This is a genomic window from Nitratidesulfovibrio oxamicus (genome assembly GCF_015731765.1).
Lineage (GTDB): Bacteria > Desulfobacterota > Desulfovibrionia > Desulfovibrionales > Desulfovibrionaceae > Cupidesulfovibrio > Cupidesulfovibrio oxamicus.
Window position 1 is genome coordinate 1 of sequence record NZ_VRYY01000602.1, and the last position, 12359, is coordinate 12359.

7 protein-coding genes and 1 tRNA gene are annotated in these 12359 nt (G+C 69.7%); 5 read left to right on the forward strand and 3 right to left on the reverse strand.

Annotated features, from left to right (window positions below; translation table 11 throughout):
• Nucleotides 1-2478 (forward strand): cation-translocating P-type ATPase (locus FVW20_RS16090; RefSeq protein ID WP_196610391.1); only part of this gene is annotated, 2478 nt, incomplete at its 5' end.
• Nucleotides 2479-2630: 152 nt separating this feature from the next.
• Here FVW20_RS16090 and FVW20_RS16095 read toward each other — a convergent pair.
• Both FVW20_RS16095 and FVW20_RS16100 read right to left on the reverse strand, forming a co-directional pair.
• Nucleotides 2631-3818, reverse strand: a complete 1188-nt coding sequence (locus FVW20_RS16095) for a radical SAM/SPASM domain-containing protein (protein WP_196610392.1) — start codon at nt 3816-3818, stop codon at nt 2631-2633.
• 82 nt (nt 3819-3900) lie between these two features.
• A complete protein-coding gene (locus tag FVW20_RS16100; protein WP_196610393.1) occupies nt 3901-4581 on the reverse strand; it encodes a methyltransferase family protein in 681 nt (226 codons plus the stop codon).
• Between the two features lie 376 nt (nt 4582-4957).
• Between FVW20_RS16100 and nhaA the strand changes: the two genes are divergently transcribed.
• From nhaA to FVW20_RS16115, 3 genes are all read left to right on the forward strand, one after another.
• Nucleotides 4958-6358, forward strand: coding sequence for a Na+/H+ antiporter NhaA (nhaA, locus tag FVW20_RS16105; RefSeq protein ID WP_196610394.1), 1401 nt, complete (start codon nt 4958-4960; stop codon nt 6356-6358).
• A 103-nt stretch (nt 6359-6461) separates the two neighbouring features.
• Nucleotides 6462-6537 (forward strand) — tRNA-Asn (locus FVW20_RS16110).
• Nucleotides 6538-6753: 216 nt separating this feature from the next.
• Nucleotides 6754-7107: an EF-hand domain-containing protein gene (locus tag FVW20_RS16115; RefSeq protein ID WP_196610395.1), complete on the forward strand. Its 354-nt coding sequence runs from the start codon at nt 6754-6756 to the stop codon at nt 7105-7107.
• A gap of 200 nt (nt 7108-7307) precedes the next feature.
• Here the strand turns inward: FVW20_RS16115 and FVW20_RS16120 are convergent, their stop codons facing one another.
• Complete coding sequence (locus tag FVW20_RS16120; protein ID WP_196610396.1) at nt 7308-11159, reverse strand: ATP-binding protein; 3852 nt, start codon at nt 11157-11159, stop codon at nt 7308-7310.
• 245 nt (nt 11160-11404) lie between these two features.
• Here FVW20_RS16120 and FVW20_RS16125 point away from each other — a divergent pair.
• On the forward strand, nt 11405-12359 hold a 955-nt coding region (locus FVW20_RS16125), incomplete at its 3' end, for a YgiQ N-terminal domain-containing protein (protein WP_504739164.1).

Genomic DNA, 12359 nt, shown 5'->3' on the forward strand with positions numbered 1-12359 from the left:
GTGGTGCTGCTGGAGGCGGGTGACCGCGTGCCCGCCGACGCGCGCATCGTCGAGGCCCACGCCCTGCGCTGCGACGAGGCCCCCCTGACCGGCGAATCGGTGCCCGTGGGCAAGGGCACGGATCCCGTGTCCGAGGACGCGGGCACGGCAGACCGGCGCAACATGGCCTTCACCGGCACCACCGTCACCTACGGGCGGGGACGCGCCGTGGTTACCGCCACGGGCATGGAAACGGCCTTCGGACAGATCGCCCGCGAGGTGGCCACCGTGGAAACGGTAAAGACCCCGCTGGAAAAGCGCACCGAGGAAATCGGCAAGTGGCTGGGCATCATCGCCCTGACCATCTGCGTGCTGGTGGCCGGGTTCAGCATCGCGCGCGAGGCCGTGCACGGCAGCGTGGATTTCGCGTTCATCGTGTCCATGATCATGTTCGCCGTGTCGCTGGCCGTGGCCGCCGTGCCGGAAGCGCTGGCCGCCATCGTCACCGGGGCGCTGGCCATCGGCATGCGCCAGATGGCCCGGCGCGGGGCGCTGGTACGGCGCATGCCCGCCGTGGAGACGCTGGGCTGCACCACGGTGATCTGCACCGACAAGACCGGCACCCTGACGCGCGGCGAAATGACCGTGCGCACGCTGTTCACCTTCTCGGCCGCCCCACCGGAAACAGCGGAAAAAGCCGGAGAGGCCGCGGGCGCGGAAACCGAGGTCACCGGATCGGGCTACGAGCCCAGGGGCGGCCTGCGCCCTGCCGGACAGGACAGTGCTGCATCCGCCGGCCCGCCCCCGCGCGAGGTGCAGGCCCTGCTGCTGGCGGGGGTGCTGTGCAACGACGCCGAATTGCTGCCCCCCGGCGATTCCGGGCAATGGGCCATCCGCGGTGACCCCACCGAGGCCGCGCTGGTGGTGGCCGGGCTGAAGCTGCGCACCCCCGATGGCGGCAACGCCGCAGAATCCTGCCCGGCCTGGCTGGCCGCCCTGCCCATAACGCCCGGGGCGGGATGCGCCCTGCACGTGCGCGCGGCCAACCCGCGCGTGGAGGAATTTCCTTTCAGTTCCGAGCGCAAGCGCATGACCACCGTGCACGATCTGTCGCCCCAGGCAGCCCCGGTGGCGGGGGCGGACCGCGCGGCCTTCATGAAGGGCGCGCCGGAGGTGGTGCTGGCCCGATGCGACCGGGTGCTGGCGGGCGGACAGATACGCCCCCTGACCTACGCCGACCGCGCCGCCGTACAGGCAGCGGCGGAACGCATGGCCGAACGCGCCCTGCGCGTGCTGGCCCTGTCCATGCTGCCGCTGCACGGCAATCCCGGCGACCACCAGCCAGCCCCGCTTGCGGAAGACGAGGCCGAGCACGGCCACGTGCTGCTGGGCCTTGCGGGCATGATGGACCCGCCCCGCGACGAGGCGGCGCAAGCCGTGGCCACCTGCCGCCGGGTGGGCATCCGCCCGGTGATGATCACTGGCGACCACCGCCTGACGGCAGAGGCCGTGGCCCGCGAAATCGGCATCCATCGGGAGGGCGACGTGGTGCTGACCGGCGACGGCCTGGCCGCCCTGGACGACGCCACCTTCGCGGGCATGGTGGACCGGGTCAGCGTGTATGCCCGCGTCTCGCCCATGGACAAGTTGCGCATCGTCAAGGCGTGGAAGGCGCGCGGCGACGTGGTGGCCATGACCGGCGACGGGGTGAACGACGCCCCGGCCCTGAAGCAGGCCGACATCGGCGTGGCCATGGGCATCGCCGGCACCGAGGTGGCGCGCGAGGCGGCAGACATGGTGCTGACCGACGACAATTTCGCCTCCATCGTGAACGCCATCGAACTCGGGCGGTGGATTTACGACAACATCAAGAAATACCTAGCCTTCCTTCTGCGTTGCAACATCACGGAGGTGGCCGTCATCGGCGGCACGGTGCTGATGTTGGGTCCGGAATACCTGCCCCTGCTGCCCGCCGCCATCCTGTACATCAACCTTGCCACCGACGGCCTGCCCGCACTGGCCCTTGGCGTTGCCCCGCCGGACCCGGACATCATGGACCGCCCCCCGCGCGACCCGCGCGAAAGCGTGTTTACCTGGGACGTGAAGACCTTCGTGCTGCTGGCCGTGTGCCTGGAGATTCCGCTGTTCTTCGCCCTGTTCCTGCACGATCTTGCGGACATCGGCACCGCGCGCACCGAAATGTTCTTCCTGTTCATCATCGTGGAAATGGTCATCGCGCTGAACTTCCGGTCCATGCGCTTCGGCATCGTGCAGGCCCCGCCGCACGGCTGGCTGCTGCTGTCCATCGTCTGGGAGGTGGCGCTGGTGGCCGTGCTGATACAGTTCGCGCCGGTGCGCGAGGCCTTCGGCATCCACATGCCCGACGGGCGCACCATGGGCATCATCACCGCCTTCGGTGCGATGGTGTTCGCCTCCATGGAGGCGGCCAAGGTGTTCATCCGCAGGCGGCTGGCGGCAGCCCCCCCGCAACCGGACTGAACAGGGCTGGCAGAACTGATTGCGGGGGCGGAGTCGGCAAGGCTGGCAAGGCTGGCGGGAATTGGCGGGGCGGCAAGCCGGGAGTGACGGAAAGCGCCTGGCTGCCGCGCAGCGGCACAAGGGAGAAGCGCGTGCACGCAGGGTGAATGCCCTCAGTGCACCCGCAGCTTGATGCACCCCTCGCAGGGCGGTGGCGGGACGCCCCGCGCATGGGCGGCCCGAAACGCCGCATATGCCGGGCGGCGCCACAGTTCGGACAGGGGGGCGTCCTCCACGCTGCCGAACAGCATGCGCCCGGCTGCCACCGCGCCACTGCCGTCACGCGGGCGACCACCGCACAGGGGCAGCGCCGCGAACACGCAGGGGGCCACCATGCCGTCCACGGTTATCACGGCGGCGCGGCCCACGTTTTCGGTACACGAGGAATCCCCTTCGCGCGCCGCCAGCGCGCACAGCATGTCGCCGGGCAGATCCCAGAGTTCCGGCGGCTTGTGCCCCGGCGTGAACGGATGATCCGGTGCGAACGAGTGGTCAGGCATGAACGGGGGGGCGTCGGCGGGTCGCGTGGCCGGTAGCACGGCCAGGTGTACGGGCGGTGACGCTGGAAGGGGCAGGCGCCAGACCATCCGGATGCCCTCCGCCTCGGCAGCCGCGCACGCCATTTCCAGCCGCCGCCCCAGCGCGGCCAGTTCGTCCGCCTCGGCATGGGCGTATGCGGCATCCGCCAGTTCCGGGGAGGTCACGTGGTCCAGGGTGGACACGATCACCGTTTCCACGCCGCGCCCGCGCAGCAATGCGGGGAGAGCCTCCGGCCCTTCCGCGTCCTGCCGCAGCAGCATGTAGGCAAGATGCACGCGAGGCAGCGCGCTGCCCGCCCGTGCCTTGGCCTCGCGCAGGGCATCCAGGGCGGCCAGCACCCGTGCGGTCGGAGCACCCCGCCGCACCGCGTCGTTGCGGGCACCGATGCCCGCCAGCGACAGGGCCACCATGTCCACCCCGGCATCCACCAGCACACCGGCCATGCCTGCATCCAGATGCACTCCGTTGGTGGTCAGCCCCACCACGTACCCCGCCTTCACGGCTTCTGCCAGCATGTCAGGATACCGTGGATGCAGCAGCGGCTCGCCCCATCCCTGCAAGTGCAGATGGCGCGCCCCCCGGCAGGCGACCAGCACCCGCCGGAACAGCGCCATGGACATGTCCTCGTCGCGCCATCCGCCCCCGCAGGCGGTGCGGGGACAATAGACGCACGCCGCATCGCAGCGGGTGGTCACCTCCACCTGCGTCCAATCCCACCGGGGACGGTGGGGGCGGAACAGCGCGCGCAACGTCGGGAACATGGTCCCTCCGGTCTGGAAAGCCTGCGGGCCATCCTGCGGATATCTCCATGGACGCGGCCATGAAGCCTGATGCGACGCCCGGTCAGTCCTGCATGCGGAACGGGTTGGGCCACAACCGGTTCACCCGGGTGGCGTAGCGGTCCCATGCGTCACCGTAACGGGCGGCCAGGAACGATTCCTCCACCACCACCGTCTCGCGGAACAGCGCCCATGCCACCACCGGCCCGGCCAGCATGGGCCACGAGGCGAAACACAACGCGATGCCCGGCAAGATGCCCAGAATCCACCCCGCGTAGATGGGGTTGCGGGTTATCCGGTACGGGCCGCCGGTGACCAGCCGCCCCTCCTGTCGGCCCGGCTTCAGTTCCGCCCAGGCACGGCGCACGGCCAGCGTGCCCAGCGACAGGGCGCACATTCCCATGAGCACCCAGGCCCAGTGGGGCAGCATTTCCATGCCGAAAGGGCCAGGCAGGGCCAGGGTAAGCCCCGCCCCGCCAAGTTGCGCCAGCAGGGCGGGCACCACGATGCGCGGCCCCGCGCCCCACAGCGAAAGTTCCTCCGGCGTCACGCCCCCGGCGCGCTCGTCCTCGTGCGACGGCACCACGCGGGGAATGGCCGGGCCTTCGCCCCCCGCGCCCTGTTCGCCGGAACAACCGGCCTCGCCGTGCGGCAGGCGGAAGGAACCCGGCTGCCGGTCATCAGCCTCGTCGGTCCGCAGCAGCGCGGAGTATTCCCGCGCAATGTCCAGATGATCGTGCTTCATGGCGGAACCTCCATGCAGAAGGGTTTTCCACACCTGCACCATACCCGAATCGCCAGCCATCAGGGAAGCCCCCCGCGCGCACCCGGCCCATCGCACCGGCAACCCGCCCCCCCATGCCCCCCAAATCCGACGGTCCGTCAATCCGGTTTTCGCGCCCCGCCCGTCACGCTTCGTCGCCGCCGCCCTTGCGCCCCTGCCGCGCGTCGCGCGCCGCGCATGCCAATTGCCATCCCGACAATCATGTCGGGTGGATGTACGCCAACAACCCCCATACGGATTGCAGCACGCGCAACAATCATGCCCAAATTTTCTTGACTGTCTGCAATGTGTGCATATTATAAAAAGTTACATCTTCAACCCGTCAACTGGAGTCCACATGACGCACGACACCGGTCACGACCTGCGATCCTCTTACGCACGGCCTGCGACCCCTGCCGATCGCCTGATCGACCCCTTTCTTTCCTTCATGCGCATCGAGGCAGCCAGCGGCATCATGCTGCTTGCCTGCACCGTGCTTGCGCTGTGTGCGGCCAATTCGCCCCTGGCCCCCGCATGGCATGCATTCTGGCAGCACCCCTTCGCCATGGGGCCGGAAGGCTACGAACTGCGCAAGCCGCTGATCCTCTGGGTGAACGACGGCCTGATGGCCATATTCTTCTTTCTTGTGGGTCTGGAAATCAAACGCGAGATGCTGGCCGGAGAACTGGCCACCCCCGCCCAGGCCCTGCCCCCCGTGCTGGCGGCTGCGGGCGGCATGGCGGCCCCGGCGCTGGTCTACCTGGCCTTCAACCTGGGCCACCCTTCCGGCATCACGCAGGGCTGGGCCGTGCCCATGGCCACCGACATCGCCTTTGCCCTCGGCGTGCTTTCGCTGGCCGGGGACCGGGTGCCCCTTTCGGTCAAGGTGTTCCTGACCGCCCTGGCCATTGCCGACGACATCGGCGCGGTGCTGGCCATAGCCCTGTTCTACACGGCGGACATCTCGCTGGTGGCGCTGGGCATCGGCTTTGCCGCGCTGGCCGTGGCCGCCCTGGGCAACGGCCTGGGGGTGGTGCGCACCCTGTTCTACGTGCTGGCGGGCGCCGTCACCTGGGTGGCCTTCCTGAAGTCGGGCGTGCACGCCACGGTGGCAGGCGTACTGCTGGCCTTCTGCATTCCCGCCCGCGCTCGGGCCACCCCCGGCGATCTGGTTTCCGCCGGGCGGCGCCTGCTGGGCACCCTGGAAAACGGCAAGGCCGACGCCCACCTTCTGGCCGACGGTCATCGCCATGCCGCCGTGGAGGCCATGGAAACCGCCGCCCGCCATGCCGCAACGCCCCTGCGCAGGCTGGAACACGCCCTGGCCCCGTGGGTGGCCTGGGGCATCATGCCGGTATTCGCCCTGGCCAATGCCGGGGTATCCATCAACGCGGACCTGCTGGGCGGCCTCGGCAATCCGGTGACCATGGGCGTGGCCGCGGGGCTCTTCTTCGGCAAGCAACTCGGGGTGCTGGCCGCCGTGTGGCTGCCGGTCAAGCTGGGCCTCGCCCGGCTGCCCCGCGACATGACCTGGCGGCATGTGTACGGCATAGCCCTGCTGGCGGGCATCGGCTTCACCATGGCCCTGTTCGTGGCCCAACTGGCCTATGCCGACGCGCGCACCCTGGACTACGCCAAGGTGGGCATCCTTGCCGCCTCGCTGGTGGCCGGGATATGCGGCTGGCTGGTGCTGCGCACCGCGCCGCCCCCGGCAGACCGGTCCGATCAGCCCGGCCCGCAGGGCGCCCGCACCCTGTGACAGGGACGCGCGAGGGCTGCGCCCGGGCGGAAACCTGCGCCGCGCGCTTGACAAAGAAGCCGCTTCGCCATACACACCTTCTTCGCCGCAACGACGGCCACGTTCCCCGGTGGCTCAATTGGCAGAGCGGGTGACTGTTAATCACTAGGTTGGCGGTTCAAGTCCGTCCCGGGGAGCCAGAACGCACAGGGCGCATGACCATGGTCATGCGCCCTTTCTTGCGCCCGCATGCGGATTGCGGTGCACTGTTGACCAATACCGCCACGGGCCTATACATGGCGGTACGGAGCATGCGCCGCCCCCGTCCTCGGCACGGGGCGCACGGGGCGCACAGGGCGCACAGGGCGCACAGGGCGCACGCCCGCGACCACAACCCGAAGCCCGCAGGAGGCACCATGAAACGCATCATCCCGGCAGCCCTCATGCTGCTGTGCGCCGCCACGGCCCAGGCCGACGACAAGTTTTCCGCCATGGACAAGGACGGCAACGCCAGCGTGACCTGGGAGGAATTTTCCGTCGCGTTCCCGCAGATGAAGAAGCCCGCCTTCGACGCCATCGATACCGACGGCAGCGGCGCCCTTACCCACGAGGAGTGGGACGCCTTCCGCGCCCACCACGGCCAGGGCGGCATGGGCATGGGCGGTGGCATGGGCCCCAAGGACGGGCAAGGCGCCACCATGCCCAAGGACATGCCCAAGGGCATGGGCGGCATGGGTTCCGCCCCGCTCATCCAGCCCCCCTCCAAATAGCCTGCCCCGCGCCGCCACGGCGCAACGGCGCCCCCTCAAACGCGATACGGGCCGGTACTGTACCGGCCCGTTTCTTTTTGCAAAAACATGTCGTGATCGCCTGATCGGCGCAGCGTGCCTTGCCAGCGCATCGGCCCGAACACGCGGGTCCGAACGCATCGGTTCGGCCCTGCTGGCCCGGAAATCGCCGGACAAGGCGGCTACGCCATTTCGCCCGAACCCGGTCCTTCCCCCGGCCCTTCCACAGAGCCTTCCCCAGAGCCGGCGCCAACCCCGACATCAAACCCGACAGCAGGCCCTGCATCCTGTCTGGCGTCCTGCCCGGCACCCTGTCTGGCGTCCTGCCCGGCACCCTGCCCGGCATCCCCCCCTGCCTGTAGCGGAGGCGTGGCGCGTTGCACCTTGCGCAGTTCATGCTCCAACTGGTTCAAGACATCCATCAGCAGCATGAACACCGGGCGCGTTTCTTCCGCGCCAGCGGCGCGGGTGCGCAGTTCCAACCGCTCGGCCATCTGGCGTACCCGTTCGGCGCCGATGGCCTCCGCCTCCAGGCGCAGCAGGTGCGACAAGGCAATGAGCTCCACCCGGCTGCCCCGGTCCATGGCCGACCACAGGCTTTCGCGCAGCGTGCCCGACTGGCGCAGGAAGCGCAGCGAGGCCTCGTCGCCGCCCATCAGCAGCGTGGCGGCGTTGAACACCGGGAGTTCGTCCACCGGCGCGGGGGACGAACGGCGCAGGGTATCCTCTCCGGCACCGCCCACCATGCCTTCCACGGCGGCCAGCAGCGTCTTCAGCCGTACCGGCTTCAGGGTCACGGACACCCCGCCCGCCGCATCCAGCGCGCCGTGGTCCACACCAGCGGGGTCGCCGGTCATGAACAGCACCGGCACGTCGGAGGGGGTGGCCGCATCGGCCAGGCGGCGCAGCGCGCGCACTACGTCGGCCCCGTCCATGTCCCGCGGGAGCGCGTCTGTGATGACCAGGTCAAAACGCTGCACGCGGGCGACGTCCAGCGCCTCGCGCCCGGCGGCTGCCGTCACGGGATGGTGACCGCCGCGCGACAGGGCGCGGCTGACCGCATGGCGATTCACGTCGTCCGACTCCACCAGCAGCACCCGCAACGGTTCGCGGGTTGTCTGGAGGGATGACGGGCAGAACATCGGCCGGGAGAGCGCGGGGAGATCGGACGATCCGGGCGGCACGGCCTGCCCGAACGGTACGGCTCGGACGGCTCGCGCGGATTGCCCGTCTCGCGCGGATTGAATGGACGGGGCGACGCGAGCCGTTGCCGGTGCGCCGCCGGGCCACGCTGCCTCCCGGGCATGCTCCATCACCTGATACGCGCCGTGGGCATCCGCATCCGGCTGTACCACCGGCGCAGCGGAAGGTGTGTTCGTCGCGCACGTGCCGAAGGGCAACAGCACGCGAAAGGTGCTGCCCTGCCCCGGCGTGCTGTGCAGCACGATGCGTCCGCCCATCATGTCCGTGAACTTGCGGCAGATGGCAAGGCCAAGGCCGGAACCGCCGTACCGCCGCGCCGTGGTGGCATCCGCCTGCCGGAAATTCTCGAAGATAAGCTCGTGCTTGTCGTCCGGAATGCCGATGCCCGTATCGCGCACCGAAAAACACAGCCACTGCGTGTTGCCGTCCGGAAGCATCCCGGATGGCGTGTCGGGCGCATGAGCCGCACGGGGCGCGGAACAGGTGACGCCGCCCCCCATGCCGGACGCTGCGGGGGTATCCTGCGTATCAGGGGTATCCTGCGTATCAGGGGTATCCTGCGTATCGGGGGAGTCCGGCGTATCAGGGGTGTCCGGCCCGCCCGCCAGGCTGACCGCCAGGCTGACCGCCACATGCACCCCACCCTCGTCGGTGAACTTGATGGCATTGCTGATGAAGTTCACCAGCACCTGGCGCAGCCTGCCGGGATCGCCGCGCAGGTGGCGGGGCACGTCGCGGTCTATGTGCAGGGTCAGGGACAGGCCCTTGCGTTCCGCCGTGTGCTCCATGACGCGCATCACCCCGCGCACCAGCCGCGCCGGGGCAAAGTCGATGCACTCAAGGCGCAGTTTGCCCGCCTCCACCCGCGAAAGGTCCAGCAGGTCGTTGACGATGCCCAACAGCGCCTCTGCCGAAACCAGCGCCGCACGCAGGTTTTCGGCCACGTCAGCAGGCAGGTGCTCTTGCAATGAAAGTTCGGTCAGGCCGATGATGGCGTTGAGCGGGGTGCGAATCTCGTGGCTCATGTTGGCCAGAAATTCGCTTTTGGCCCGGCTGGCCTCTTCCAGCCCGCGCGCCGATTCGGCCAGGGTCTGTTCCGTCCTGCGGCGCTCCAGCGCGGCGCCGATGATCTCGCCCGCCGTCTGCAAAAACTTGAGATCCACCGATTCCCACACCCTGGGCCTGCGGGTGTCGTCAAAGCCGATGAACCCGTACCACCGCCCCTGCGCCACGATGGGCAGCACCAGCAGCGAACGGATGCCCTGCGCCTCCAGCACCACCCGTTCCGATTCGGGGAAGGTGGCCACCGGCCCCCGGATCACCCGGCCCGCCTCCAGTTCCTGTTCCCAGCGGGGAATGACGGTGGCGTATGGCACGTTGGCCAGCAACTGGTTGTCGATCTGGGGTGGCACACCCGGCGCGCAGCGTTCGTAGCGCTGCGAGCAGCACAGGTTGCCTTGCGCGTCGTCATGATTCTCGAAAATGTACACCCGGCAGGCCCCGGCGGCCTCGCGCAGGCTTTCCAGCACCACATGCAGCGTGTCGTCGGCGCAGGGGCGCGCCAGCAGATCGCGCGCGCAGGTGGACAGCACCCGGTCGTACAGCAGGCGCAACTGCATTTCGTTGCGGGCGCGCACCCTTTCCGAAATGTCGCGCGCCACCGCCACGATAAGGTTCCCGCGCGCGGAATGCCAGGCGCTGGTGCTGAGTTCCACGGGCACCACGGTGCCGTCGCCCCGGCAATAGTGCGTTTCCTGGTTCAGCAGCGGCGAGCCGCCGAGCACGGTGCGCGATATTTCCAGGCAACGGTCGCGGGTAAGGGTGGGATTGATGTCGCAGGGGCCAAGCGTCAGCAGTTCTTCGCGGGTGCGGGCCAGCAGGGCGCAGGCCCCCCGGTTGACGTCCACGTGCAGCCCGGTCGCCGGGTCGATGAGAAAGATGGCCTCGGCGGTGGCGTCCAGCGCGGCGCGGAAGCGGCGCATGGCCTCTTCCGTCTCCTTCATGTCGGTGATGTCCACCGCCAGTTCGTACCGGGCCACACGCCCGTCACCCATCGGCACAAGCCGGTCGATGCAGCGGAACCAGCGGTTCAGGGCCGGGTTGCGGAATTCCCAGACGTGGGCCTTTTCCGGCTCGTCTCGCAGGCGGCCATTGTTGCAGAAGGAGCAGGGGGCGTCACGGCCCTGCAACGCCTCGTGGCAGAGGCGGCCCTCGCAGTCGCCCACAAGACGGCGCAGGGCTGCGTTGACGTGCAGTACCTCGTGGGTGTCGATGTCGGAAACGTAGGCGTTGACCAGGCCATCCGCAGCCGGGGCGGCCATTTCCACGAGGGGGTCGGCCACGTCGCTCGGGGCAAGGGGACTGCCCGCCCAACGGCCCGACGCGAGGCAGGGCGAGGGGGTGTCGCCATAGGGGGAGGCGGAGGGAGCGGAAGGAGAGTGAAGGCCGGAATGGCCAGGCGGGCCAGGCGGGCCAGACAGGCCAGACGGGCCAGACGGGCCAGACGGGCCAGTTATGCCGGGGTGGACAGGCGCGCCGCACGGCACGGGATCGTCGGAGCGCAACCCCAGGGCCTTGCGCAGGCGGCGGTTCTCCTCCTCCAACTGCCGCAAACGGTCCTGCCCGGCGTCGGACAGGGGCACCGTTCCCGACACGCTGCCGGGCACGCCGGCACACTCGCCGTTGGAGGCGCACGGCACATCCTGGCCGCACCCGGTGACGGCGGTGCGGTCCGATGCACGCCCCGGCGCGTAATCCGGTGCATGTTCCGGTGCATGATCCGGGGAACTGGGGCAGGGCAGAACGGCCCCGTCGGCATCATCCTTGCGCATGGCATCCTCGCAGGGTTCCCCCTGTATCGGGGGGCACTGGGCATACTGCGCGAAACCGGGGGCGAAGGCAACCGCCCCAAGACCGACCACCCCCATCAGCCCCCGCCGTCCGCATCAACCCTCCGCCACGGCCATCCCCTGCCGGTAATCGAACCCTTGTCCTTGCCTGCCCCCCTGCCCGCCACTATAGTCCGCGCATGCGACATTCCAGCCACGACCACCGCCGCGCCACACCCGGCGGCACCATGCCGCGCCACGCGGCGCAATCCGGGACATGCCCCCGGACGTACGTTCCGCAACGCGGACGCACCCCCCTGCCCCAGCCCGCCTTTCTGCCCACCACCACCCGCGAGATGCGCGACCTTGGCTGGGACAGGCTGGACGTGCTGCTCGTCTCCGGCGACGCCTACGTGGACCACCCCACCTTCGCCATGGCCCTGCTGGGCCGCTGGCTGGTGGCGCACGGCTTTCGCACCGGCATCGTGGCCCAGCCCCGCTGGGACATTCCGGACGATGTGGCCCGCATGGGCCGCCCCCGCCTGTTCACCGGCATTTCCGCGGGCTCGCTCGACTCCATGCTGGCCCACTACACCGCCTTTCGGAAAAAGCGCCACGACGACGCCTTCACCCCCGGCGGCCGCGCCGGTGCGCGCCCCAACAGGGCGGCCATCGTCTACGCCAACCTGGCGCGCCAGGCCTTTCCCGGCCTGCCCGTGGTGCTGGGCGGCATAGAGGCGTCCCTGCGGCGCATCAGCCACTACGATTTCTGGACCGACGCCCTGCGGCGGCCCATTCTCATGGATGCCAAGGCCGATCTGCTGGTATGGGGCATGGGCGAGCGCGCCCTGCTGGACGCGGCCTGCGCGCTGGACGCCGCCGTGGAGGCCGTGGGAGCGGACGCCCATGACGCCGCCCTGCTGCCCCCCCTTGCGGAAATTTTCGACTCCATCCCCGGCACGGCCCGCATGGGCCGGGTGACCGAATGGGATGCGGCCCCGGCTGACGATGCTGCACGGGGGACGGGCGACAAACCGGACGACGGCGAACCGCACGGCACGGCCCAATCCAACCCCGGCACCATCCCGCTCATGCGCCTGCCCTCGCACGCGGCCATCGCTGCGGACCCGCGCCTGCTCATGCGCGCCACCCTGCTGCTTGAGCGCCACGTGCACCGGGGCGATGCGCGGGCCATCCAGCCCG

Bases quoted from the DNA above. Each gene is read 5' to 3' on its own strand.
- FVW20_RS16115 (WP_196610395.1), top strand. From the start codon at position 6,754: ATGAAACGCATCATCCCGGCAGCCCTCATGCTGCTGTGCGCCGCCACG.
- FVW20_RS16095 (WP_196610392.1), bottom strand. From the start codon at position 3,818: ATGTTCCCGACGTTGCGCGCGCTGTTCCGCCCCCACCGTCCCCGGTGG.
- FVW20_RS16120 (WP_196610396.1), bottom strand. From the start codon at position 11,159: ATGCGCAAGGATGATGCCGACGGGGCCGTTCTGCCCTGCCCCAGTTCC.
- FVW20_RS16100 (WP_196610393.1), bottom strand. From the start codon at position 4,581: ATGAAGCACGATCATCTGGACATTGCGCGGGAATACTCCGCGCTGCTG.
- nhaA (WP_196610394.1), top strand. From the start codon at position 4,958: ATGACGCACGACACCGGTCACGACCTGCGATCCTCTTACGCACGGCCT.